Annotated in this window: 21 protein-coding genes; 15 read left to right on the top strand and 6 right to left on the bottom strand. The window is 75.6% G+C overall.

Annotated features, from left to right (window positions below; all coding sequences use genetic code 11):
- Positions 1 to 74: 74 nt before the first annotated feature.
- Both ACFRAV_RS10435 and ACFRAV_RS10430 read right to left on the bottom strand, forming a co-directional pair.
- Entirely contained in the window at positions 75 to 701 is a 627-nt protein-coding gene (locus tag ACFRAV_RS10435) for a hypothetical protein (protein WP_382553494.1), read from the bottom strand.
- Entirely contained in the window at positions 698 to 1,357 is a 660-nt protein-coding gene (locus tag ACFRAV_RS10430) for an HAD family hydrolase (protein WP_382553492.1), read from the bottom strand. The genes ACFRAV_RS10435 and ACFRAV_RS10430 overlap by 4 nt, the downstream gene beginning before the upstream one ends.
- A 237-nt stretch (positions 1,358 to 1,594) precedes the next feature.
- Between ACFRAV_RS10430 and ACFRAV_RS10425 the strand changes: the two genes are divergently transcribed.
- The 5 genes from ACFRAV_RS10425 to ACFRAV_RS10405 all read left to right on the top strand — a co-directional run bounded on the left by ACFRAV_RS10425 (position 1,595) and on the right by ACFRAV_RS10405 (position 6,660).
- Positions 1,595 to 2,491 (top strand): SDR family oxidoreductase, encoded by an 897-nt coding sequence (locus tag ACFRAV_RS10425; protein ID WP_382553489.1) that lies wholly within the window; start codon positions 1,595 to 1,597, stop codon positions 2,489 to 2,491.
- Between the two features lie 175 nt (positions 2,492 to 2,666).
- Complete coding sequence (locus tag ACFRAV_RS10420; protein ID WP_382553487.1) at positions 2,667 to 3,164, top strand: SRPBCC family protein; 498 nt, start codon at positions 2,667 to 2,669, stop codon at positions 3,162 to 3,164.
- Between the two features lie 10 nt (positions 3,165 to 3,174).
- Positions 3,175 to 4,824 (top strand): phytoene desaturase family protein, encoded by a 1,650-nt coding sequence (locus ACFRAV_RS10415; protein WP_382553485.1) that lies wholly within the window; start codon positions 3,175 to 3,177, stop codon positions 4,822 to 4,824.
- A 113-nt stretch (positions 4,825 to 4,937) separates the two neighbouring features.
- Entirely contained in the window at positions 4,938 to 5,936 is a 999-nt protein-coding gene (locus tag ACFRAV_RS10410) for a dihydroxyacetone kinase subunit DhaK (protein ID WP_382553482.1), read from the top strand.
- Positions 5,937 to 5,970: 34 nt separating this feature from the next.
- Entirely contained in the window at positions 5,971 to 6,660 is a 690-nt protein-coding gene (locus ACFRAV_RS10405) for a DAK2 domain-containing protein (RefSeq protein WP_382553480.1), read from the top strand.
- Positions 6,661 to 6,707: 47 nt separating this feature from the next.
- Here ACFRAV_RS10405 and ACFRAV_RS10400 read toward each other — a convergent pair whose 3' ends face one another.
- Entirely contained in the window at positions 6,708 to 6,863 is a 156-nt protein-coding gene (locus tag ACFRAV_RS10400) for a DUF6131 family protein (protein WP_351116706.1), read from the bottom strand.
- A gap of 307 nt (positions 6,864 to 7,170) precedes the next feature.
- Between ACFRAV_RS10400 and ACFRAV_RS10395 the strand changes: the two genes are divergently transcribed.
- The gene (locus tag ACFRAV_RS10395) at positions 7,171 to 8,226 is read left to right on the top strand and encodes a LacI family DNA-binding transcriptional regulator (protein WP_382553478.1); all 1,056 of its coding nucleotides are present in this window, start codon (positions 7,171 to 7,173) and stop codon (positions 8,224 to 8,226) included.
- 199 nt (positions 8,227 to 8,425) lie between these two features.
- Here the strand turns inward: ACFRAV_RS10395 and ACFRAV_RS10390 are convergent, their stop codons facing one another.
- Positions 8,426 to 9,811 (bottom strand): cryptochrome/photolyase family protein, encoded by a 1,386-nt coding sequence (locus tag ACFRAV_RS10390; RefSeq protein ID WP_382553476.1) that lies wholly within the window; start codon positions 9,809 to 9,811, stop codon positions 8,426 to 8,428.
- Positions 9,812 to 10,161: 350 nt separating this feature from the next.
- On the opposite strand from ACFRAV_RS10390, the gene ACFRAV_RS10385 reads away from it, so the two are divergent.
- The 8 genes from ACFRAV_RS10385 to ACFRAV_RS10350 all read left to right on the top strand — a co-directional run bounded on the left by ACFRAV_RS10385 (position 10,162) and on the right by ACFRAV_RS10350 (position 17,857).
- Positions 10,162 to 11,286 carry a winged helix DNA-binding domain-containing protein gene (locus tag ACFRAV_RS10385; protein ID WP_382553474.1) on the top strand — a complete coding sequence of 375 codons (1,125 nt, stop codon included), beginning with the start codon at positions 10,162 to 10,164 and terminating at the stop codon, positions 11,284 to 11,286.
- 122 nt (positions 11,287 to 11,408) lie between these two features.
- A complete protein-coding gene (locus ACFRAV_RS10380; RefSeq protein ID WP_382553473.1) occupies positions 11,409 to 12,101 on the top strand; it encodes a response regulator in 693 nt (230 codons plus the stop codon).
- 153 nt (positions 12,102 to 12,254) lie between these two features.
- Positions 12,255 to 13,160, top strand: a complete 906-nt coding sequence (locus tag ACFRAV_RS10375) for a universal stress protein (RefSeq protein WP_382553471.1) — start codon at positions 12,255 to 12,257, stop codon at positions 13,158 to 13,160.
- 206 nt (positions 13,161 to 13,366) lie between these two features.
- Complete coding sequence (locus ACFRAV_RS10370; protein WP_382553468.1) at positions 13,367 to 14,272, top strand: universal stress protein; 906 nt, start codon at positions 13,367 to 13,369, stop codon at positions 14,270 to 14,272.
- Positions 14,273 to 14,320: 48 nt separating this feature from the next.
- Complete coding sequence (gene adhP, locus ACFRAV_RS10365) at positions 14,321 to 15,343, top strand: alcohol dehydrogenase AdhP (protein WP_382553466.1); 1,023 nt, start codon at positions 14,321 to 14,323, stop codon at positions 15,341 to 15,343.
- Positions 15,344 to 15,348: 5 nt separating this feature from the next.
- Positions 15,349 to 16,206: a universal stress protein gene (locus ACFRAV_RS10360; RefSeq protein ID WP_382553662.1), complete on the top strand. Its 858-nt coding sequence runs from the start codon at positions 15,349 to 15,351 to the stop codon at positions 16,204 to 16,206.
- A 212-nt stretch (positions 16,207 to 16,418) separates the two neighbouring features.
- Positions 16,419 to 17,153: a CBS domain-containing protein gene (locus ACFRAV_RS10355; protein WP_382553464.1), complete on the top strand. Its 735-nt coding sequence runs from the start codon at positions 16,419 to 16,421 to the stop codon at positions 17,151 to 17,153.
- Between the two features lie 209 nt (positions 17,154 to 17,362).
- Positions 17,363 to 17,857, top strand: coding sequence for a pyridoxamine 5'-phosphate oxidase family protein (locus tag ACFRAV_RS10350; protein WP_382553463.1), 495 nt, complete (start codon positions 17,363 to 17,365; stop codon positions 17,855 to 17,857).
- 102 nt (positions 17,858 to 17,959) lie between these two features.
- On the opposite strand, the gene adhE is transcribed toward ACFRAV_RS10350, so the two are convergent.
- Both adhE and ACFRAV_RS10340 read right to left on the bottom strand, forming a co-directional pair.
- Positions 17,960 to 20,617 (bottom strand): bifunctional acetaldehyde-CoA/alcohol dehydrogenase, encoded by a 2,658-nt coding sequence (adhE, locus tag ACFRAV_RS10345; protein WP_382553461.1) that lies wholly within the window; start codon positions 20,615 to 20,617, stop codon positions 17,960 to 17,962.
- 289 nt (positions 20,618 to 20,906) lie between these two features.
- Positions 20,907 to 21,290, bottom strand: coding sequence for a hypothetical protein (locus ACFRAV_RS10340; RefSeq protein ID WP_382553459.1), 384 nt, complete (start codon positions 21,288 to 21,290; stop codon positions 20,907 to 20,909).
- A 198-nt stretch (positions 21,291 to 21,488) separates the two neighbouring features.
- Here ACFRAV_RS10340 and ACFRAV_RS10335 point away from each other — a divergent pair, with 198 nt between their 5' ends.
- On the top strand, positions 21,489 to 22,436 hold the full coding sequence (locus ACFRAV_RS10335) for a universal stress protein (protein WP_382553457.1): 948 nt from the start codon (positions 21,489 to 21,491) through the stop codon (positions 22,434 to 22,436).
- Positions 22,437 to 23,104: the final 668 nt, after the last annotated feature.

Here is a 23,104-nt window from a genome sequence, read left to right as displayed (position 1 = left end):
CGCGGATCCTGCCACGACGGCCCGCGGGCCCCGGAGGCGGCGGGGGCGGGGCGGAGGGCGGAGAGCGGGCGCGGTCAGCCTTCGGCGTCCGGACCCGGACCCGGGTCCGCGGCGAACCGGCGCACGGCGGCGCGCTGCCGGCCGGTGACGCGCACGACCACCCACGGCAGGAGGAAGAAGGCCAGGACGCCGGCCGCGAAGTGCAACGCGACCGCTCCGGCGGGATGCGGCCCGCCCCAGGCGTCGGTCGGGTACGGCTCCCAGCCCCAGAGGGGATAGGTCAGGTTGCGGACCGAGACGACCACCCACCCGGCGGCCGCGGCGAACGACAGCGTCGCCAGCACCAGGTCGACGAGAAGGAGCAGGACGGCGCCCCGGACCCGGCCGGTACGGCGCGGGCCGAGGTGCTCGCCGAAGAAGAGACGCAGCCGCAGGCGCTCGAAGGCGGGACCGGCGGCCCCGGCCACCAGGAGCGCCGCCAGCAGCACCAGCAGACCCAGCGCGGGACGCCCGCCGTCGTCCGCGGCCCGCATCAGCGGCTGCGGCGCCACCACCAGGACGGCGACGAGCGGCAGCAGCAGCGCGTACAGCAGGTGCCGCCAGGTGTCGCGTCGGAACGGAAGGGTCACCAGCGTCCGGAGACGGGCGGCCGGCGCCGGGGGCGAGGCGGAGGCGGGGCGCGCGGCGGGGGCGGGGCTCATCGGCGCTCCTCCCCGGCGGGACGGCCGGTCAGGTGTGACGCCAGGTCGTCCAGGCCGTCCACGTTCCAGTCCGCGCGCGCCGACGGCGTACCGGCCCAGAAGTGGCCCAGCGCGCCCCGCCGCACGTGCGCGGTCCGGAAACCCGCCTCGCGTGCCGGCAGGAGGTCGTTGGCCGGGTGGTCGCCCACGTACACGGTCTCCCCGGGCTCCGCGGGCACCCAGTCGGCGAGCCGCTCGAAGAAGGCGGGGGAGGGCTTCTCGACCCCCCAGTCGCCGGAGACGGCCAGCGCGTCGCACGGAAGGTCCAGGGCGCGCAGGCAGCGGCCCGCGCCGCTGCTCTGGTTGCCGGCGATACCGACCCACACGCCCGAGGACCGCAGGGCGGCCAGCGCGCCCCGGACGTCCGGGTACAGGTCGGACTCGTCGATCACCTCGCCCAGGCCGGCCGCCTCGCGGGCCCGCCACTCGGCGGCCACGTCGATGCCCGGGCGCACCAGCGGCAGCGCGTCCTGGTTGTGCCCGCCCCGGGCGACGACCGCGCCGACGAGCGCGGAGAGAGTGTGGCGGCGGACCCCGAGCCAGTCGGCCCAGTCCGACCAGTACCGGTCGTCGCCGATGAGCGTCTCACCGACGTCGAAGACGGCTGCGCGGATCATGGAGGCCTCCTGTCACCCGGACGTCGACGGCTGGGCGGTGCCCCCACATCATGGCCGCCGGGGCGCCGGAGCGGCGCCCGTTCGGTGATCCTCCCGTCGGCGGTCCCGGGCCTCGCGCGGCCGGCCCTCGGCCTCCGCCACCCGGGCGGGCCCCCGGGGCGAGTAACCCGTCGCCGCCTGGGGACCCGGGCGGCGGAGGCGAGGCCCGTGGGTCAGTTCACGCAGCTGAGAAAGCACATGTCCGCAGGACGCCGGCCGCTCGAGGGCAGGGTCGTGGTGGTGACCGGAGCCGCCCGGGGAGTGGGGGCCGCGCTGGCGCGGGACCTCGCCGGGCGCGGGGCCGTCGTCGCCCTGCTGGGCCACGGACAGGCTCGCCTGGAGGCCGTGGCGGCGCAACTGCCCACCCGGGCGCTGTCCGTGGCGGTGGACGTCACCGACGATGAAGCCATGGCCCAGGCCGCCCGCACGGTGCGGGAGAGGCTCGGACCGCCCTCCGCGGTGGTGGCGAACGCGGGCATCGCCGAGGGCGGGCCCTTCGTCGACTCCGACCCCGCGCTGTGGCGGCGGGTCATCGACGTCAACCTCACCGGGAGCGCGGTCACCGCACGGGTGTTCCTGCCCGACCTGCTGCGCACCCACGGATACTTCCTTCAGGTCGCCTCGCTGGCCTCGTTCGGCTCCGCGCCCATGATGAGCGCGTACTGCGCCTCCAAGGCCGGCGTGGAGGCCTTCGCCCACTCGCTGCGCGCGGAGATGGCGCACCGGAAGGTGGGCGTGGGCATCGGCTACCTGAACTGGACCGACACCGACATGATCCGGGACGGCGACAAGTACCCCGTGCTGCGGGAGCTGCGCGGTCACATGCCGCCGCCGGCCCGGCGGATCTACCCCGTCACCACCGTCGCCCGAAGGCTCGGTGACGCGGTGGAGAAGCGCCGCGCCGCCACCTACATCCCCGTATGGCTGCGCGCCGTCCAGGGGATCCGCGCGGCGATGCCCGCCGTGGTGACCGCGGTCGCCCGGCACGAGCTGCCCCGGCTGGAGGCCGAGGGACCGCTGGAGGCCACCGGCCCGCTGGGCGCGGGCGGCGCCGCCGACCGCGCCGCCCACCCGGCCGCACCCCGGCCCACCTGAGCCTCCTGACGCCCGGCCGCCGGGCTCCTGTCACCCGGTGACGGCCGAGCGTCCTGTCCCGTACGCCCCCGCCCCGCGAACCCGTGCCCCGGGGTTCGGGCCGGGCGCGACGGGGCACCCGGCCCGCGACCTTCGGCGGCGAGGCGCCGACCGGGACGCGGACGCGGGAGACGGCATGGCCAAACGGCACCGGTTGATCAAGGCGACGCCCGAGGCGGTCTGGGAGATCCTCGCGGACGGCGAGCGCTACGCGGACTGGGTGGTCGGCACCGCCCGCTCCGAGCCCGTGCGCGGCACCTGGCCCGAGGTGGGCGCGGCGATCGCCTACGAGGTCCGTCTCGGCCCCCTGCGGCTGCACAACGAGACCGTGGTGCGCCGCTGCGTCCCCGGCCGGGAGCTGGAACTCGAGGCCAAGGCGGGGCCGCTCGGCACCGCCAGGATCGCGCTGGACGTCCGGTCCTGGGGCGACGACACCCTGGTCGTCGTTGACGAGCATCCGCTGCGCGGAGCCGGCGGAATGATCCACAACGTGGGCGTGGAGGCGCTGATCCAGCTGCGGCACCGCGAGATGCTGCGGCGCCTGGAAGAGGTCTGCGAGGAGGCGCGCCGCCCCGCCGCGGCCGACGGACGGAGCGGACAGGCCGGCGGCAGCCCCGCGCCCGCCGGAGCCTGAGGAGACGGACATGCCCGATGCCGTGGTGATCGGCGCCGGCCCCAACGGGCTGGTCGCCGCCAACCTGCTCGCTGACGCCGGCTGGAGCGTCGTCGTCCTGGAGGAGCAGCCCGAGCCGGGCGGGGCGGTGCGGCACGACCGGGGCGTCGACCCCGACTTCGTGCACGACCTGTTCAGCGCGTTCTACCCGCTCGCCGCCGCCTCGCCGATCGTGGAGGGCCTGCGGCTCGACCGGTACGGGCTGCGCTGGCGGCAGGCCCCCCGGGTGGTGGCGCACCCGCTCACCGACGGACGGTGCGCCGTCCTCGGCCGCACCCTCCCGCAGACCGTCACCTCGCTGGAGGGCTTCGCGGAGGGCGACGGCGAGTCCTGGCGCGAGCTGCACCGCATCTGGGACCGGCTGCGGCCCGACCTTCTCGACGCGCTGTTCACGCCCTTCCCGCCGGTCAAGGCGGGCGCCCGGCTGGCCATGAAGCTACGCGGCACCGGCGGCCTGCGGCTGGCCCGCAGCCTGGTGCTGCCGGTGCGGCGGCTCGGGGAGGAGGAGTTCCAGGAGGAGGGCGGCCGGCTGCTGCTGGCCGGCAACGCCCTGCACGCCGACCTCCCGCCCGAGGCGGCCGGCAGCGGCGGCTTCGGCTGGCTGATGGCCATGCTCGGCCAGACCTACGGCTTCCCCGTGCCCGAGGGCGGCGCCGGGCAGCTGACCGCCGCGCTGGTGCGGCGGCTGGAGGAACGCGGCGGCGCCGTGCGGTGCGGGCAGCGCGTGGTGGAGGTGGTGGTCCGGCAGGGCACCGCGGTCGCCGTGCGCACCGCGACCGGGGACACCGTGGACGCCCGGCGGGCGGTCCTCGCCGACGTCTCCGTGCCGGCCCTCTACGGCGAACTCGTCGCCCCCGAGCACCTGCCCGCCCAGCTCCTCGACGACCTCAAGCGGTTCCAGTGGGACTTCGGCACCGTCAAGGTCGACTGGGCGCTCGACGGCCCTGTCCCCTGGTCGTCGCCGGAGGCCGGCCTGGCCGGCACGGTGCACCTCGCGGACGGGCTGGACGAGCTCACCCGCTTCGCCGCGCAGCTCGCCATGGGCCGGATCCCCGACCGCCCGTTCTGCGTCCTCGGCCAGATGACCACCGCCGACCCCACCCGCTCCCCGGTCGGCACCGAATCGGCGTGGGCGTACACCCACGTCCCGCACGAGGTGCGGGGCGACGCCGGGGAGGAGGGCATCACCGGCGCCTGGGACGACGACGAGGCCCGGCGGATGGCGGACCGCATGGAACGCCAGGTGGAACGCTTCGCGCCCGGCTTCCGCGACCGGATCCGGGCCCGCCGCATCCTCTCCCCGCCGACCCTGCAGGCGATGGACGCCAACCTGCGCGACGGCGCCATCAACGGCGGCACCACCGCCATGCACCAGCAGCTGTTCTTCCGCCCCCTCCCCGGCACGGGCCGCCCCGAGACAGCCGTGCGGCGCCTGTTCCTGGCGTCCGCCGCCGCCCATCCCGGCGGCGGAGTGCACGGCGCGCCCGGGGCCAACGCCGCCCGCGCCGCGCTGCACGGGCGCCTGCCCGGAGGCCTTCCGGGCGGCATGGCCCGCGTCCAGCGGCTGCTGACCCGGCGGGACCGCACGGGGGAGCCGAAGCCGGTGCCGGACGAGTGGTGAAGCCGCCCGCCCGGCATGGGGGCGGCCGTGTCCGGGCAGGCTCGCCGTAGGGCCCGTCCGGCCGCGGGTGGCCGCGCACCACCGCGGACGGACCGCGAGGAGGGAGACCACCGATGGCCGCGTACTTCGGCAACGCCGCCGATGACCTGGTGCCCGACGGCCTGGCCGGCTTCGCCAGGGCCCACGCGTCCCTGCTGGTCCACGACACGGAACACGGCTACCTGCTGGCCCGGGACACCGCACCCGGACGCCGGGTCGGGCTGCTCTCCGGCGGCGGCTCGGGCCACGAGCCCCTGCACGCCGGGTTCGTCGGACGCGGCATGCTCGACGCGGCCGTCCCCGGGCGGATCTTCGCCTCCCCGCACAACCGCTCCCTCTACGAGGCGTCCGTGGCGGCCGCCCGCGAGGACGGTGTGCTGCACATCGTCAAGAACTACACCGGCGACCGGATCAACTTCGGCATCGCCGCCGAGCGCCTGGCCCACCGCGGCATCCCGTGCGCCCGGGTGCTGGTCGACGACGACCTCGCCTCCGACTCCGAGGACATCCGCGCCGGACGGCGCGGCACCGGCGGCACCGTGCTGGTCGAGAAGATCCTCGGCGCGGCCGCCGACGGGGGTCTCGGCCTGGACGAACTCGCCAAGCTCGGTCACGACCTGGTCGCCCGCTGCCGCACCCTCGCGGTCGCCTCGCGGGCCCACACCGCACCCGGCACCGACCACCCCGCCTTCGAACTCGACCCCGGACAACTCGAGTTCGGCGTCGGCATCCACGGCGAGCGGGCCGACCGGGCCCGCGTCCACGGCCCGTCGCGCGAACTGGTCGCCGAGATGACCGGGGCACTCCTCGAGGCGCTCGCCCCGGCACCGGGCGACCCTGTGATCGCCCTGGTCAACGGCCTGGGATCGGTCACACCGCTGGAGCTGTACGGCGTCTTCGGGGAGCTGGCCCGGCTGCTGGACGACCGGGGGCTGGTCCTCGCGCGCTCCCTGGTCGGCGACTACGTGACGGCGCTGGACATGCGGGGGTTCTCGATCACGCTGATGGTGGCCGACCCCCTGGTGCTCGAGCGGTACGACGCGCCCGTGCGGACCGCCGCGCTCCACTGGTGACCAGCACCTTTCCCAGGATCGTCGGAGGCCCACGATGACCACGCACACCGTCCCGTTCGACGGCGCCTTCACCGACGGGTGGATGCGCCGCTTCGCCGAGTCCGCGCGGGCCGCCGAGCCCGAACTCACCGCGCTCGACCAGCAGTCCGGCGACGGCGACTTCGGCGTCAACCTCAACGCGGGCACCCGCGCCGCGCTGCTCCGGCTCGACGCCCTCGACACCGGTGCCGGGGAGCTTCCGGCCGCGGCACCGCTGGACGCCGCGGCCACCGCCTTCCTCGACGAGGTCGGCGGCACCAGCGGCCCTCTGTTCGGCCTGCTCCTCCAGTCGCTCGCCGCAGCGGCCGCCGCCGAGGCCCCCATGCTGACGACGCCCGCCCTGGCCGAGGGCATCGCCGAGGGCCTCGCCGCCATCCGCCGGGTCGGCGAGGCGGAACCCGGTGACAAGACGCTGGTCGACGCGCTCCACCCGGCCGCCGGGACGCTCGCCGCCGCCGACGCCGCGACCCCGCCGGACGTGGCCCTGCGGCACGCCGCCGAGGCCGCCTGGCAGGGCGTACGGGACACCGCGGGGCTCCGGGCCCGGCTGGGCCGCGCCGCCTACCTGCGGGAGCGCGCCACCGACGTGCCCGACCCGGGCGCCGTCGGCGTCGCGCTGTTCCTCACCTCCGCGGGCGGCACGGTCACCGCGCTGACGCCGTACCTGTCACCGGCGGTGAGCTGAACGCCCGCTCGGGCGTGATGACCGGACACGTGGTGACGGAACACGGGTCAGAAGTAGTGCTTGCGTCCGCCCACTGCGTGACCCAGCGCGCCCGCGATCCACAGCGCCGCACCGATGACCACGAGGATGATGCCGATCGTCCAGAGGACCGACAGGCCTGCGATGGCGCCGATGATCAGCAGAATGACTCCGAGGAGGATCATGATCGCCTCCAGTGAGGAAGTAGTGCCGATTCCAGTGTGCTCCCACGGCGACGCGAACGCAGGGCGGGCGGACGGGCGATGCGGTGCGTCACCGGACGGCTGCGGAAGGTCCTCGCGGCACCTCCGCACGGCGCGGCGGCCGGCTGCGGGCGCGGCGTGCGAGTCGGACAGGTGACGGGCCTGTTGACGTCGGATGACAGGTGTCACGGTGCGTGCCCGAGTGGCCCGGAGCGGGCTCGGCGGCGGTTAGTGTGATCACTGCCGGCCGAGGTTTCGACCGGTGCGGTTCGCGTGAGGGAGTGGTGAGGTGACGACCGACCGGAGTGCCGCGGGGCGGCCCACGCTGGAAGCCGTCGCCCGCAGGGCGGGGGTCTCGCGGTCCACCGTCTCCCGGGTGATCAACGGGCAGCCGGCGGTGAGCCCGGACGCCGTGCGGCGGGTGCGCGAGGTGGTGCGCGAGCTCGGCTACGTGCCGAACCAGAACGCCAGGAGCCTGGTGACCCGGCGCAGCGACACGGTCGCCGTGGTGATCACCGAGCCGCAGCACCGGCTCTTCGTCGACCCGTACTTCTCCCTGCAGCAGCACGGCATCCGGCGGGAGCTCGTCGAGCGGGGCTCGTACCCGGTGCTGCTCTTCATCGAGGAGCCCGAGGACTACGCGCGGGTCGAGGACTTCCTCAGCCGCGGGCACGTCGACGGGGCGCTGCTGCTCTCGCTGCGCGCCGACGACCCGCTGCCCGACATGACGGACCGGCTCGCGCTGCCCGCCGTGTGCGTCGGCCGACGGCCGCCGTCCGGCCGGGCCGAGTCGGACCGCTACCTGTACGTCAACTCGGACAATCGTGGCGGCGCGCGCGAGGCGGTCCGGCACCTGGTGGGGCTCGGCCGCCGCGCCGTGGCGACGATCACCGGGGCGATGGAGCAGACCGCGGCGGTGGACCGGCTGCGCGGCTACCGCGACGTGCTGCCCGACGCGGCGCCGGAGATGGTGGTCGAGGGCGACTTCACCGAGGCGGGCGGCGCTGCTGCGATGCGCCGTCTGCTCGAGAGGAACCCGGACGTGGACGCGGTGTTCGTCGCCTCCGACCTGATGGCGGCCGGGGCGCTGCGGGTGCTGAGGGAGCGCGGGCGCAGGGTGCCCGAAGACGTCGCCGTGGTGGGGTTCGACGACATCCCCGCCATCGCCGAGGCCACGGACCCACCGCTGACGACCGTCAACCAGGACGCGGAGGAACTGGGGCGGCTGATGGCCCGGACCCTCCTCGACCACATCGCGGACTGCGCCGCCGGCGAGGCCGTCGACCGCACCCCCTTCACCCCCGTCATCATGCCGACCCGCCTCGTCCATCGCGCCTCCGCCTGACCTCGCAGCGCGGTCTGTGCCTGCCTTTCCTGCGGGCGGCCGGGCGGCCGGGCGGCCGGGCGGCCGGGCATGAGGGCACGGGGGCGCTTCCGCGGCGGGCGGCTCGCCCCACCGCGCGCAGGCGACGGCGCCGTACGCGCGAGACCCGCACTGCGGCGTACGGTCCCTCGGCGGAGGCCCCGCGACGCACGGGGCAGGGTCAGCCGTCGGCCCGGTCCCGTCCCCGGGCGTGGCGGAACCGGGCCAGCCCGTCCGCGAGGTCGACCAGCGGCGGGGGATACCCGAGAGCCGCCCGTTCCTCCTCCGGCAGCCGCCACGGCTCGTGCACGAACCGGTCCGCCACGTCCCGCAACTCCGGCACCCACCGCCGGACGTACGCGCCGCGGGGATCGAACCGCTTGCCCTGGACCACCGGGTTGAGCACCCGGTGCGGCCGGGTGTCCGTCCCCGTGCCGGCCACCCACTGCCAGTTCAGCTGGTTGTTGACGACGTCCCCGTCCACCAGCAGGTCGAGGAAGTGCCGCGCGCCGATCCGCCAGTCCACGTACAGGGTCTTGGTCAGGAAGCTGGCCGCCAGCAGCCGCCCCCGGTTGTGCATCCAGCCCTCGTGGGCCAGTTGCCGCATCGCCGCGTCCACCATGGGATACCCGGTGCGGCCCTCCCGCCACGCGGTGATCTCCTCGTGTGCCGCGTCCTCCCCGCGCCAGTGGTCGTCCCGGGTGCGGTAGTCCCGCACGGACGCGTCGGGGCGGGCCGCCAGCACCTGGTGGTGGAAGTCCCGCCAGCACAACTGCCGCACGAACGCCTCCGCCCCCGCACCCCCGTGCTCACGGGCCCGCCGGACCAGCTCCACCGGCGACAGCGCGCCGAAGTGCAGGTACGGCGACAGCCGGGAGGTCACGTCGCCCGCCAGGTCGTCCTGCCCCTCGTCGTAGGCGTCGATGCCCGACCGCAGCCAGTCGTTCAGCCGCCCACGCCCCGCGCTCTCCCCGCCGGGGAGCAGCCCCGGCGAGATCCCGTCCCGCCCGTCGCGGGGCGGCAGCGCCTCCCCGCGCGCCGCCTCGGGCACCCGCACGGCGCGGGGCGCCGGGAGCGGGTCGCGCAGCCGCTCCTGGGACCAGCGGCGGAAGTAGGGGGAGAACACGGCGAAGTGGTCGGTCTTCGCCGGGGTGACCGCGCCCGGCGTCACGGCGGTGATCACCGCGTCGTGGGTCCGCACCTCCACACCCCGCCCGCGCAGCGCCTCCCGCAGCCGCTCCTCCCGCCGGTGGGCGTACCCGGTGACCCCCGCGGCCAGGTGCACCTCGTCGGCCCCGCACTCCCCGGCGACCGCCGCGACCTCCCGTTCCACCGGCCCGGACCGCACCACCAGGCGTCCACCGCGCCCGCGCAAGGACGCGTCGAGGTCGGCCAGGCACGCTGCGAGGAAGGCGGCGCGGTTGGGGACGTCGAACCCGACGGCGTGCACCCCCGGGTCGCGGACGAACAGCGGCACCACCTCGTCGGCCGCGGCGAGGGCGGCGGCCAGCGGAGGGTGGTCGTGCAGCCGCAGGTCGGCGGTGAACAGGACGACCGCCACGGTCATGTCGTCGCTCCAGGTTCGGTGAGGCGGTGGAACGGGCGCGGCCCCGCCGGACCCGTCCGGCCGAGCATCGCGCCGGACACCGGGCGACGCCGGACGCCACGCCGGGCGCGGCGGCCGAGGAACGGTTCGGCAGCCCCGCGGAACCCCCGCAGAACCGCCTCGGCGCCTTCGCGTCGACGGGACAGGAGCCACGGGGGTCCAGTGCGGCCAATGACTGCATTGAGGACGGAAACCGTCCGCAATGGCCTCTACCGTGAGGTCACGAGCCGCCTCCCCGCCTCCCGGCTCCTGCCTCCCCGCCCCCGACTCCCCGGCCTCCGGCCTCCGACCTCAACAAGGACGGCACTTGAATGGCGCTCACCTCCACGCGACCGGCCACCCTGACCCGCCGGGCGCTCAACCGGGCCTTCCTGGCCCGCCAGCTCCTCCTGGAGCGCGTCCCGTCGTCCGCGCACGCGGTCGTCGAGCACCTCGCCGGCCTGCAGGCGCAGGACCCGCAGGCCCCCTACGTCGGCCTGTGGACCAGGATGCGCGACTTCGACGCCGAGGAACTGTCGACCCTGCTGCTGGAGCGGTCCGCGGTGCGTCTCGCCCTGCAGCGCAGCACCGTCCACCTGGTCACCGCCGAGGACTGCCGCTTGCTGCGCCCCACCCTGCGGCCCGGCATCGAGCGTGCCGTCGGGCCGCGCGTGTGGCGGCAGCTGGACGGCGTCGACCCCGCCGAGCTGGAGGCCACCGGGCGGGCCTGGTTGGACGAGCAGCCGCGCAGCTCGGCCGAGCTGTCGCGGCTGCTGGCCGGGCGGTGGCCCGGTCTGGACGTCTCCCTGCTGGTGGTCGCGCTGCGCGCCGCGGTGCCCCTGGTGCAGCTCCCGCCGCGCGGTCTGTGGGGCCGCTCGGGACAGCCGGTGTTCGCCACCGCCGAGACCTGGCTGTCGGCCCCCATGGCGCCGGCCCCCGACCCGGAACTGCTGGTGCGCCGCTACCTCGCCGCCTTCGGCCCGGCCTCGGTGGCGGACGTGCAGACCTGGTCCGGGCTGACCCGCCAGCGGCAGACCCTGGACGGCCTGCGGGAGGAGCTCCTGGTCTTCACGGACGAGAGGGGGACCGAACTCTTCGACCTCCCCGACGCGCCGCGCCCCGACCCGGACACCCCCGCCCCGGTGCGCTTCCTCGCCGAGTACGACAACGCGGTCCTCTCGCACGCCGACCGTTCCCGGATCGTCAGTCCCGGGAGCCAACGCCGGATGATGACCCGCAACGCCGTGATCCCCGGCACACTCCTGGTCGACGGCTTCGTGCGCGGCGTCTGGCGCAAGGAGAAGAAGGGCCGCCGGGCCGCCCGGCTGGTCGTCACCCCCTACGCCGCGCTGGGCGCGCGGGAACGCGAGGAGGTGGAGCGGGAGGGCGCCGCCCTGCTCGCCTTCCTGGCGCCCGGCGCGCACGAGGTCCTGGTCGAGCCGGCCGGCGACGCCTGACCGCGGACCTGGCCGGCAGCCGGGGGTGGCCACCTGGAACCGGATCGGAGAGGATGTCCGGTCGGCCGGTAGCCTGGCCAGTCGGTTCGGCCCGAGGAAACCCGAGGAAAGAGGAGCAGCACATGACGGACGGCGAGCGGCCCGGGCAGGACGAGCCGATCCGGGTCTTCCTGCTGGACGACCACGAGGTGGTCCGGCGGGGAGTGCACGACCTGCTCGACGACGAACCGGACCTCACCGTGGTCGGGGAGGCCGGCACGGTCGAACAGGCGCTGATCCGCATACCCGCCCTGCGCCCGCACGTCGCGGTGCTCGACGTGCGCCTCCCGGACGGCGACGGCGTGAGCGTGTGCCGCGAACTGCGGTCGCGGATGCCGGAGTTGGCCTGCCTGATGCTGACCTCCTTCGACGACGAGGAGGCGCTGCTCGACTCGATCATGGCCGGCGCCTCCGGGTACGTGCTGAAGCAGATCCAGGGCTCCGACCTGGTGTCGGCCGTGCGCGCGGTGGCCCGGGGCGAGTCGCTGCTCGACCCGAGCGCCACGGCGAGGCTGATGGCCCGCCTGCGGGGCGGACCGGAGAAGGAGGAGCAGCAGGACGAGCTGACGGGGCTCACCGAGCGGGAGCGGGAGATCCTGGCCCTCATCGGCGAGGGCCTCACCAACCGGCAGATCGGCCTGCGGCTGTACCTCGCGGAGAAGACGGTGAAGAACCACATCTCCCGTCTGCTGGCGAAGCTGGGCGTCGAGCGGCGCATCCAGGCGGCCGTGATCGCCACCCAGGCGAAGGACCGCCTGCGGCAGCAAACCGACTGAGCGCACCCGCCCGACCAGGGACCGGCCGTCCCGGGCCGGCCGGGACCGTCGGGCCCCGGGCCCGGGACCCTCGGCCGCGGCGGTGGGACCAGCGGCCTCTGCCGGGGAAGGGGCGCGGGGCGAAGACTCGGAGGAGCCTGAAGGAGGTTCCCCATGACCCGCACCATCACCGTCGGCCTGGACGGCTCGCCGGAAAGCCTCGCCGCCGCCGACTGGGCCGCCCGCGAAGCCTTCCTGCGGGACCTGCCCCTGCGGCTGGTCAACGCCGCCGACTGGCAGCCCGCCGTCTACGTCTCCGCCACCCTCGCCGCACCGCTGCCGCCGAGCGACCTGCGACAGGAGTGGTCGGCACGCCTCCTGGACGAGGCGCGGACCCACCTCGCGCACCGTCACCCCGAGCTGAGGGTCGAGTCCCAGGAACTCACCGGGCAGCCCGTCACGGCGCTGCTCCGGGCCGCGGAGGAGTCCGAGCTGCTGGTGCTGGGCTCACGCGGCCTCGGCAGGATCGCCGGGTTCCTGATCGGCTCCTTCTCCCAGGCGGTGCTGGCCCGCAGCGAGCGGCCGGTGGTCGTCGTGCGGCCCGGCGTGCACGGCGAGGCTGCGGTGGAGCGGCCGGCCGGCGACGGGGCCCCGGCCGCCCGGGAGATCGTCCTCGGCCTCGACCTGGAGAAGCCCGGTGACGAAGTGATCGCCTATGCCTTCGAGGCCGCCTCCCGCGGCGGCGCGCCCCTGCGGGTCGTGCACGGCCGGACCGTTCCCCCCTACTACTACGGCGGCGACCTCATGCCCGAGCTGCGCGAGGACCTGGCCGCGCGGGCGCCGCAGGAGCTGGCCGAGGTGCTGGCGCCCTGGCGGGAGAAGTTCCCCGAGGTCGAGGTGATCGCGCAGGCCGTGGTCGGCGGAGCCGGCTCCCACCTGATCGAGGCGTCGGCCGACGCGGCGCTGGTCGTCGTCGGCCGCAGGATCCGCCGGTCGGCGGTCGGCGCCCACATCGGCCCGGTCGTCCAGGCGCTGCTGCACCACGGCGCCGCGCCGGTGGCCGTCGTCCCGCACGACTGACCGGGGGCCCCGACCGCACAGCGACCCACCGGAAGCGACCGGGCGGCCCGCCTGGCCCGCCCGGTCCCGCCGCCCTCCGCGCCACCCGAAGACGGCGCCGGACGCGAAGACGGCGCCGGACGCGAAGACGGCGCCGGACGTCCGAACCCGCACAGCCAGCACCGCCCGTACCGCCCGTTGACGAACACCCCCTGGAGGTGGGTGCCATGACCGGCACGATCATCGTTGGATTCGACGGCTCGGCCGAGAGCCGCGCCGCGGCCGACTGGGCCGCCCGCGAGGCCCGGCTGCGGGGCTCCGCCGTCCAGCTGGTCCACGTCTGGCAGTCGATGCCGCAACCGATGGGCGAAGGCATGCTCGTGACCGCCGAGACCCGCCGCCACTGGACCGAGCGCATACCGCGTGAGGCCGCCTCCCGGCTGAGGGAGCGTCACCCCGGCCTGGAGGTCGGCGTCCAGCACGTCGACGACGCCTCCGCCCAGGGCCTGCTGGACGCCGCCCGCGACGCCGAACTGCTGGTCCTCGGCTCCCGGGCGCTCAGCGGTGTCGGCGGCTTCCTGGTCGGATCCGTCGGCCGGGCCGTGGTGTCCCGGGCCCAGGTCCCCGTCGTCCTCGTCCGCGCCGGGGAGAAGGCCGCCGACGAACACGTCGAGGACGCCCAGGGCGCCCCGTCCACCGGGACCCGCTTCCGGCCCGTCGTCCTCGGCCTCGACGCCGGCCACCCCGACGGCACGCTCATCGCGTTCGCCTTCGAGGAGGCGCTGCGCCGCGACACCCCGCTGGTCGTCAGCAGCAGCTGGTACCTGCCGCCCTACGCCGTGTACGACCTGGCGGCCGGCGTCAGCCCCCGTGACGAGCTCGCCCGTGAGGCCGCCGCCGAACTCGCCGAGGCGCTGCGGCCCTGGCGGGAGAAGTACCCGCGGGCCGAGGTCGTCGAGGCGTGCCGTCTCGGCAGCCCCGCCGACCACCTGGTCGACGCCTCCCGCGAGGCCTCGCTGGTCGTCGTCGGCCGCCGCGTCCGCCGCAACCCGCTCGGCACCCACATCGGGTCCGTCGCCCAGGCGGTCATGCACCATGCCACCGCCCCCGTCGCGGTCGTCGCCCACGACTGACGCGGCGCCGGCCGAGGAGAAGGCCGGCCGAGGAGAGAAGAGAGAACGATGAAGGCAGCAGTGGTCGAGGAGTTCGGCGCCCCGCTCGTCATCGAGGAGCGCCCCGACCCCGAGCCCGGCCCGGGCCAGGTCCGCATCCGCGTCGAGGCGTCCGGACTGTGTCACACCGACATCCACGCCGCGCACGGCGACTGGCCGGTCAAGCCGGTACCGCCCTTCGTGCCCGGACACGAGGGCGTCGGCCTGGTCGAGAAGCTCGGCGAGGGCGTCACCCACCTGTCGGTCGGCGACCGGGTCGCCGTGCCCTGGCTGGGCAGCGCCTGCGGACGCTGCGAGCACTGCCTGTCCGGCTGGGAGACGCTCTGCGAGAGCCAGGTCAACACCGGCTACGGCTGCGACGGCGGGTACGCCGAGAAGATGCTGGCCCGCGCCGACTTCGCACAGCGCGTGCCCGAGGGCGTCAGCGCCGTCGACGCCGCCCCGCTGACCTGCGCGGGCGTCACCACCTACAAGGCGCTGAAGGTCGCCGGCGTCGGCCCCGCCCAACTCGTCGCGATCTCCGGGGTGGGCGGCCTCGGCCACCTCGCCGTCCAGTACGCGAAGATCGCCGGCGCCACCGTCGTCGCGATCGACGTCACCGACGACAAGCTCGCACTCGCCCGTGAACTGGGCGCGGACATCGTCGTCGACGCCCGCACCCAGGACGTCGCCGCCGAACTCAGGCGGCACGGAGGGGCCCACGCGGCTCTCGCCCTCGCCGTGGACCCGGCCGCCTTCGCGGCCGTCAACGCCGGGCTGCGGCGCGGCGGGAAGCTCGTCATGGTGGCCCTGCCGGCCCACAGCACCCTGGAGATCCCGATCTTCGACACCGTCCTCAACGGCACCTCGGTGATCGGCTCCATCGTCGGCACCCGCCAGGACCTCGACGAGGTCTTCCGGCTGCACGCCGCGGGCCGCACCCGGGTCGTCCACGAGACCCGGCCGCTCGCCGCGGTCAACGAGGCCGTCGACGAGGTCCTGCGCGGCGACGTCAAGGCCCGCATCGTCTTCGACCTCACCCGGGAGGGATGAGCACCGTGCGTCTGCCCCTGGTCGTCGGCGTCGACGGCTCCGAGCACAGCCTGCGGGCCGTCGACTGGGCGGCCGACGAGGCCGCCCTGCACGGCGTCCCGCTGCGGCTTGTCCACGCCTCCCGGTGGGAGCGGTACGAAGGCCCCGCCCTCGCCGACGAGTTCGGCGGACCGGCCGGCCAGGCGAGCGGCGAGGACATCCTGCGCGCCGCCGCCCTGCGGGCCCGGTACCGCCGGGCGGACCTCGACGTCACCACCGACGTGGTGCCCGAGGAACCCGAGTACGTCCTGCTCCGCGAGGGCCGCCGGTCCTCGGCCGTGGTCGTCGGCACGCGGGGCCGCGGCGCCCTCGCCCACGCCCTGCTCGGCTCGGTGAGCCTGACCGTCGCCACCCGCGCGCGCTGCCCGGTCGTCGTGGTCCGCGGTCCGGAAGGCCGGACACCAGGTCCCGGCCGGGACCGGATCGTCGTGGGCGCGGCCGAGGCGCCGACCGCCGCGATGCGCTTCGCCTGCGAGGAGGCCGCCCGGCGCCGGGTCCCGCTGACCGCCGTCCGCGCCTGGCGCTGCCCCTCGCACGACCCCCTCGACCACCCGCTGCTCACCGGCGATCCGGAGCACATGCACGCCGCGCGGGCCGCGGCCGAACTGGAGGCCGCCCTCACCGACGCGCCGCCGCACCTCGACCTGGAACGGCGGACCGCCGAGGGCCCGCCCGGCCAGGTGCTGCTCGACGCCTCGAAGGAGGCCGGACTGCTGGTCATCGGCCGCCGTGACCCCAAGCACCTCGGGCCCCATCTCGGGCGCGTCGCCCATCGGGTCCTGCAACACGGCGACTGCCCCGTCGTGGTCGTCCCCGACGCCTGAACGGGCGCGCCCCACGGCCCTTCACACCTCGCACGTTCCGCACCTCGCTCGTTCCGCACCTCGGCCGCCCCACCCGGGCGGCCGCCCCACCACCGTCCCCGCCCGCCGGCGGGAACGCCGAGCCCCACCGCCGACACGTCCGGCGCCGCTCCGGTGCCAGGGTCGTGCCCGCGCCCGCTGTACCGCGCCCGCTGTACCGAGGAGGAAGCGCCATGAAGCAGACCAAGGTCGGTGCCGTGATGACCACCGACGTCGTCCGGGCCCGGCACGACACCCCGTTCAAGGAGGTCGCCCGGCTGCTCGCCGAGCACCGGATCAGCGGGCTGCCCGTCGTGGACGACGAGGACCACGTGGTCGGCGTCGTCTCCGGGACGGACCTGATGGTCCACCAGGCGCAGGCCCCCGACGGCTGGGAACCGCCGACGCCGAAGCCCCGGCTCCCCTCGATGACGCCGACCGCGCGCCGGTACGCCGCCAAGGGCCGGGCGCGCACCGCGGGCGGTCTGATGACCGCCTCGCCGGTCACCGTGCACGCCGAGGACAGCGTCGTCCAGGCCGCCCGCACCATGGTGCGGCGGCACGTGGACCGGCTGCCGGTGATCGACGAGGAGGACCGGCTGGTCGGCATCGTCACCCGGCACGACCTGCTGCGGGTCTTCCTGCGCACCGACGAGGGCCTGCGCGAGGAGGTCCTCCGCGAGGTGCTGGGCCGTGGGCTGTGGCTGTCGCCGCGGAGCGTGGAGGTCTCCGTCAGCCAGGGCGTCGTCACCCTGCGGGGCGTGACGGAACGCCGCAGCGAGGCGGAGGCCGCCGTGTCGATGACCCGGAAGATCGCCGGAGTCGTCGCCGTCGTCGACGAACTCGGCCACCGGACCGACGACACCCGGATCAAGCCCGAACCGGCGGCCGTGCACGGGGTCGCCGACGACTGGCTGCGCCGGCTCTGACACCCGCCCGGCCCTGACGACACGGTACGGACGCACACGGGGCGGAGGGCCAGGGGGCGGACGGACACGGGGGGTGGAGGGGGGCGGCCGTCGGGCCGTGACCCACCCCCGGATCGCCACGGCCCCACGCCCCGCACCGACCGGCGGACGACCGCCGCCCGCCACCCGCCGCCACGTGAACGCCCGACACCGAGAGAGGCACGGCACGCATGTACCGAAACGACGGATTCCGCGAACTGGACCGCGAGGAGAGCCTGCGGCGGCTGGCGACCGCCACGGTGGGCCGTGTCGTGCACACCCGGCAGGCGCTCCCCTCCGTGCTCCCCGTCAACTTCGCCCTCGACCACGGCGGCGTCCTGCTGCGTACCTCGGCCGCCTCCGAGCTGGTCCGGGCCGTCGACGGCGAGGTCGTCGCCTTCGAGGCCGACGCGGTCGACGGGGCCGCCCACTCCGGCTGGAGCGTCGTCGTCACCGGGACGGCGAGCGTCGTGACCGACCCGGCCGAGCACCAGCGCCTGACCCGCACCGGGCCCGCCTCCTGGGTGCCTTGGCCACAGGAGGTGTTCCTGCGCATCGCCCCGCAACGGGTCACCGGCCGCGAACTGGTCGGCGGCCGCAGCGCCTACGGCATCCGTCTGCCGCTCCCGTCCCCCGAGGCCGACGTGCCCGCCCGCGCGGAAGACGCGGAAGAGGGGACGGACTGAGCCCGACCTGCAGGGACTCACCCCACGGCACGACGGAGGCCGGGCGGACCCTGTGACAGGTTCCGCCCGGCCTCCGTCGTGTCCCGGAGCCGGCCGGGGCCGTCAGCCGTCGTACGCGTCCCGCATGAGGCGCCGCATGTCGTCCAGCATCGGCATGCGCGGGTTGGCCGGCGCGCACTGGTCCTCGTAGGCGTTCAGCGCCTGCTGCGGCAGGGCGGCCAGGAACGCCTGCTCGTCGACGCCCAGCGCCCGGAACGAGGGCTCGATGCCGACGGCCTCGCGCAGCCGCTCGACGGCGACGGCCAGGGACTCCACGCCCTCGGCCGGGGTGGCGGTGGGCAGGCCGAGGGCCCGCGCGATCTCCTGGAAGCGCTCGGGCGCCCGGTAGCTCTCGTACTTGGGCCACCCGGTGAGCTTCGCCGGCACCGTGCCGTTGTACCGGATCACGTGCGGCAGCAGCACCGCGTTGGTCCGTCCGTGCGCGATGTGGAAGGTGGCGCCGAGGGTGTGCGACATGGCGTGCACGATGCCCAGGAAGGCGTTGCCGAAGGCCATGCCCGCGATGGTGCCGGCGTTGTGCATCTTCTCCCGGGCCTCCGGCGCCCCGGCGCGGTCGTTCACCGCCGCCTCGATGTTGCCGAAGATCAGCCTGATCGCGTGCAGGGCGAGGCCGTCGGTGAAGTCGTTGGCGTAGACGGAGACGTACGCCTCGATCGCGTGGGTGAGGGCGTCGAAGCCGCTGTCCGCGGCGAGCGCCGGCGGCAGCGCCGCGGTGAGCAGCGGGTCGACGATGGCGACGCTCGGGGTGAGCGCGTAGTCGGCCAGCGGGTACTTCTTGCCGGTGGCCGGGTCGGAGATGACGGCGAACGGGGTGACCTCCGCGCCGGTGCCCGAGGTGGTCGGCACGCACACCAGTCGGGCCAGCCGGCCCAGCTCCGGGAAGCGGAACGCGCGCTTGCGGATGTCGGAGAACTTCTGCCGCATGTCCGCGAAGTCGACCTCCACACCGGCCGCGTGCTGCTCGTACAGCAACCACATCACCTTCGCGGCGTCCATCGGGGAGCCGCCGCCCAGCGCGATGATCGTGTCCGGGCGGAAGTCGCCCATCAGGCGGGCGCCGTCGCGCACCGAGTCGATGCTGGGCTCCGGCTGGACGTTGTCGATGATCTGCAGCACCACCGGCTCACGGCGCCGCCGCAGGACCCGGCTGATCCGGTCGACGAAGCCGAGCCGGGTCATCGTCGCGTCGGTGACGACGGTGACGCGGTGGACGTCCGGCATCGAGGCCAGGTACCGGATCGACTGCGGCTCGAAGTAGATCTTCGGCGGCACCTTGAACCACTGCAGGTTGTTGCGGCGGGCGGAGACCCGCTTGACGTTGAGCAGCTGCGGGGCGGACACGTTGTTCGACACCGAGGTGCTCCCCCAGGAGCCGCAGCCCAGCGTCAGCGAGGGCAGCAGGCCGTTGTAGACGCCGCCGATCGCACCTTGCGAGGACGGGGAGTTGACGATGACGCGGACCGTCTTCATCCGCCTGCCGTACGCCTCGGCGACCGCGCGGTCCTCGGTGTGGACGACGGCGCTGTGGCCCTGGCCGTGGAAGGCGACCATGTCGGCGGCCAGGCCGAAGCCCTGCCGCTCGTCCTCGGCCCGCAGCACGGCCAGCACCGGGCACAGCTTCTCCCGGGTCAGCGGCTCGTCCGGGCCGACCCGTGCGGCCTCCACCAGGATGAGCGAGGTGCCCTCCGGCACGCCGAAACCGGCCTGCTCGGCGATCCACACGGGGCTCTGCCCGACCGCGGCGGCGTTCACCTTCGGTTCGCAGCCGCCGCCCGGGGCGCGGCCCGCCGGGAAGAGGAACGCCTCCAGCTTCGCCTTCTCCTCGGCGGTCGCCAGGTGGGCGTGCAGGGTGCGGAACTCGGCGAGCGCCGCGTCGTAGATCTCCGCGTCGAGGATCACGGCCTGCTCGGAGGCGCAGATCATGCCGTTGTCGAACGACTTCGACAGGACGAGATCGTTGACCGCCCGCGCCAGCTTGGCGCTGCGGTGCACGTAGGCCGGGACGTTGCCCGCGCCCACGCCGAGCGCCGGTTTGCCCGCCGAGTAGGCGGCCTTCACCATGGCGTTGCCGCCGGTGGCGAGGATCAGCGCGATACCGGGGTGCTTCATCAGGACGCCGGTCGCCTCGACCGACGGCTCCTCGATCCACTGCACGCAGTTCTCCGGCGCCCCCGCCGCGACGGCCGCGTCGCGGACCACGCGCGCCGCCTCGGTGCTGCACCGCTGGGCGGACGGGTGGAAGGCGAACACCACCGGGTTGCGGGTCTTCAGCGCCATCAACGCCTTGAAGATCGTGGTGGAGGTCGGGTTGGTGACGGGGGTGACCGCTGCCACCACGCCCACCGGCTCGGCGATCTCGACCATGTCCTCGATGTCGTCGCGGGCGACGACGCCGACCGTCTTCATGCCGCCCATGCTGTGGGTGACGTGCTCGCAGGCGAACATGTTCTTGACGGCCTTGTCCTCGAACACCCCGCGGCCGGTCTCCTCGACGGCCAGGCGGGCGAGCGCCGTGTGCTGGTCCAGGGCGGCCACGGACGCCTTCCTGACGATGTGGTCGACCTGCTCCTGGGTGAGCGACTCGTAGTCGGCGAGGGCCTTCAGGCCTCCCTCGACGAGCCGGTCGACGGCGACCGCGGCATCCGACGGCGCCGCCTCGGCGCCGGCCCTGGCCCTGCTCGGCGCGTCCTGTCGGGTCATGGTGGTCCGCCTCCGTGATCGGGGCCGCCGGTACGTCCGGCGGCGTCGGGGGAGCGGAGCCGTGCGGCCCTGCTTCCGCCAACCACTGTGCTGCGTAAGGAAGTTCGGGGCCCGGTGCCGGACGGCCCCGACCGGGACCGGACGTCCCTGTCCGCCCCGGGACCCTCGGCCCTCCTGGGGCGGACAGCTGCCGGGGAGCGGGAATGGCCGAGGAGCGGGACCGCCGGTACCGGTCCCGCTCCTCGGCCTGCGCCCGCCCGGCCCGCGCACCGCGAGGCCGGCGTCCGGTTCAGCGGCCCGGACCCCCGCGCCACGGCGGCGGTACGGCCGCCCGGCGGGTCCGCTCCTCGCGGTGCGCCGCGCGTTCCACCCGGGCGCGCAGCTTGTCGTGGAGACGGTCGGCCAGCTCCCGGACGGTCGCCTCACGGACGTGGACGACGACCAGGTCCTCGCCCACCTGCAGGTCCGCCCCCGCCCACCAGGGCCGCTCGACATGGTGCGCCGACGCCCTGACGACGCGCACCTCGCCGACCGCCTCCGGCAGTCCGGGCCGGCCCAGCGCGGCCGACACCTTCTCGCGGACGTAGGCGAGGGACTCCTCGTCCACCGCGCCGTCGGCACGCACCAGCACGGCGTCGGTCAGGTGACGGACACCGGTGTCCTTGGCAGTCATGAGCTTCGCTCCCTTGGCCTCGTCGAGGTGGTGACAGGAGCGTGCGCCCGCCGCCGGGTCGCCGGCCAGGGCCCTTCCGTCCCCGGGCGGGGGCCGAAGAGACCCCTTCGAGGGCCGCCCGGCCCCTCGGCCGGCGGCCCGTCACGGGAGCACGGTTGCGGTACCGAGAGTAGGCAACGGCCCTGGAGAGGACGCGTCATGCAGCACGACATCACCGTGGGGGTCGACGGATCGGCCGCGAGCCTGGCCGCCGCCCACTGGGCGGCCGCGGAGGCCGGCCGCCGGGGGACCGGCCTGACCGTGCTGCACACCTGGCACCGTCACGTCCGCCCCGGGTCCGACGTACCCACCGGGACCAGCGAGTACGAGTGGGCCCGCACGGTCCTCGGGGAGGCGGCGCGCGGCCTGCGGGCCGCCCACCCCGGACTGCGGATCACCGAGCGGCTGGTGTGCGACTCCCCGGTCGGCGCCCTCACCTCGGCAGTCGCCGGCAGTGACCTGCTGGTCCTGGGGTCGCTCGGCCTCGGCGCGTTCGGCGGGTTCGTGACGGGCTCCGTCTCCCAACGGGTGGTCGCCCGCGCCGAGGGGCCCGTGGTGCTGGTCCGGGCAGGGCGCGGCACGAGTGACGACCACCTGCCCGCCACGGACGGGATCGCGCCCGAGGAGATCCCGCGGACGCCCTACCGCGAGGTGGTGCTCGGGCTGGACACCGGCGAGCCGTGCGACGAGACCGTCGGGTTCGCCTTCGAGGCGGCCCGGCTGCGCGGCACCGGGCTGCGGGTGGTGCACGCCTTCCGCACCCCGCTGCGGGCCGTGACCGACTCCTCGCTGGTCATCGCGGTCCCGGCCACCGAACGCCTGGCGACGGGACCGGTGGCCGAGGCGGCCGCCCAGGCCCGGGCCGACGCGGAGCACACGGTGGCCGCGGTGGCCCACGCCTGGCGCGACAAGTACCCGGAGGTCCCGGTGACCTGGACGGTCGTCGAGGGCCGGGCGGCGTCGGTGCTGGTGCACGAGGCCCACGACGCGGGGCTCCTGGTGGTGGGACGCCGCGGCGGGCAGCGCCTGGGCGCCCACCTGGGCCCCGTCGCCCACGCCGCCCTGCACCACGTCCCCTGCCCCGTCGCCGTCGTCCCCCACGGCTGACCCGCCTCCGGCCACGGCCCCGACTCCGGCCCCCGGCACCGGAGTCGGGGCCGTCACCGGCTGCGCTGCCCGGCAGATGCGGGTGCGAGTGCGAGTGCGAGTGCGGGTGCAGGTCGGGTCCGCCCTGGGCCGGCGTGCCCGACCGTCCCGGGCGCCGGTGCCGGTGCCGCACCGCCCCGGTCAGCGTGCTCAGCGGTCCCGGGGGAGCGGTGCCCGACCGTCCTGGGGTGCGGTGTCGGACGGTTCCCGGTGACGGCCCGGCCCGTCCCGGGCGCCGGTGACGGCCCGTCCCGGGCTGCGGCATCGGCCCACCCAGGGCGGCGGTGACGGACGGACGTGGGCGTCGGCGTCAGGCCCCGCCGCCCTGCCGCCCCGCCGCGCCGTCCCGTGCCGCCCCGCGGCGACGGCCCCGCGAACCCACGCGGCTCCTCGGCCGCGGAGCTCCGCCGTCCCACCTCGAGCCGGTGGGGACCTCGGTCCTGGCCGGCTCGTCCGTGGTCCTGGTCATCCGGTCCGCTCCCACATCCCCGGCACCGGAACCCGCCGCGGCGCGGGCCGGCGTCGCGCTGGTGCGCCCGCCGCCCCGCGCACTCGGCCCCATGCCGGGGACTCCCACCGCCCTGCGGCCCTGCCGCGGCGGACGAGAGGGCCGAACGTCCCGCCGCGGC

This window comes from Streptomyces sp. NPDC056600 (assembly GCF_042792855.1).
Classification (GTDB): domain Bacteria; phylum Actinomycetota; class Actinomycetes; order Streptomycetales; family Streptomycetaceae; genus Streptomyces.
This window is presented reverse-complemented; position numbering and strand designations above follow the sequence as displayed.

Bases quoted from the DNA above. Each gene is read 5' to 3' on its own strand.
- ACFRAV_RS10435 (WP_382553494.1), bottom strand. From the start codon at position 701: ATGAGCCCCGCCCCCGCCGCGCGCCCCGCCTCCGCCTCGCCCCCGGCG.
- ACFRAV_RS10430 (WP_382553492.1), bottom strand. From the start codon at position 1,357: ATGATCCGCGCAGCCGTCTTCGACGTCGGTGAGACGCTCATCGGCGAC.
- ACFRAV_RS10425 (WP_382553489.1), top strand. From the start codon at position 1,595: ATGTCCGCAGGACGCCGGCCGCTCGAGGGCAGGGTCGTGGTGGTGACC.
- ACFRAV_RS10420 (WP_382553487.1), top strand. From the start codon at position 2,667: ATGGCCAAACGGCACCGGTTGATCAAGGCGACGCCCGAGGCGGTCTGG.
- ACFRAV_RS10415 (WP_382553485.1), top strand. From the start codon at position 3,175: ATGCCCGATGCCGTGGTGATCGGCGCCGGCCCCAACGGGCTGGTCGCC.
- ACFRAV_RS10410 (WP_382553482.1), top strand. From the start codon at position 4,938: ATGGCCGCGTACTTCGGCAACGCCGCCGATGACCTGGTGCCCGACGGC.
- ACFRAV_RS10405 (WP_382553480.1), top strand. From the start codon at position 5,971: ATGACCACGCACACCGTCCCGTTCGACGGCGCCTTCACCGACGGGTGG.
- ACFRAV_RS10400 (WP_351116706.1), bottom strand. From the start codon at position 6,863: ATGATCCTCCTCGGAGTCATTCTGCTGATCATCGGCGCCATCGCAGGC.
- ACFRAV_RS10390 (WP_382553476.1), bottom strand. From the start codon at position 9,811: ATGACCGTGGCGGTCGTCCTGTTCACCGCCGACCTGCGGCTGCACGAC.
- ACFRAV_RS10385 (WP_382553474.1), top strand. From the start codon at position 10,162: ATGGCGCTCACCTCCACGCGACCGGCCACCCTGACCCGCCGGGCGCTC.
- ACFRAV_RS10380 (WP_382553473.1), top strand. From the start codon at position 11,409: ATGACGGACGGCGAGCGGCCCGGGCAGGACGAGCCGATCCGGGTCTTC.
- ACFRAV_RS10375 (WP_382553471.1), top strand. From the start codon at position 12,255: ATGACCCGCACCATCACCGTCGGCCTGGACGGCTCGCCGGAAAGCCTC.
- ACFRAV_RS10370 (WP_382553468.1), top strand. From the start codon at position 13,367: ATGACCGGCACGATCATCGTTGGATTCGACGGCTCGGCCGAGAGCCGC.
- adhP (WP_382553466.1), top strand. From the start codon at position 14,321: ATGAAGGCAGCAGTGGTCGAGGAGTTCGGCGCCCCGCTCGTCATCGAG.
- ACFRAV_RS10355 (WP_382553464.1), top strand. From the start codon at position 16,419: ATGAAGCAGACCAAGGTCGGTGCCGTGATGACCACCGACGTCGTCCGG.
- ACFRAV_RS10350 (WP_382553463.1), top strand. From the start codon at position 17,363: ATGTACCGAAACGACGGATTCCGCGAACTGGACCGCGAGGAGAGCCTG.
- adhE (WP_382553461.1), bottom strand. From the start codon at position 20,617: ATGACCCGACAGGACGCGCCGAGCAGGGCCAGGGCCGGCGCCGAGGCG.
- ACFRAV_RS10340 (WP_382553459.1), bottom strand. From the start codon at position 21,290: ATGACTGCCAAGGACACCGGTGTCCGTCACCTGACCGACGCCGTGCTG.
- ACFRAV_RS10335 (WP_382553457.1), top strand. From the start codon at position 21,489: ATGCAGCACGACATCACCGTGGGGGTCGACGGATCGGCCGCGAGCCTG.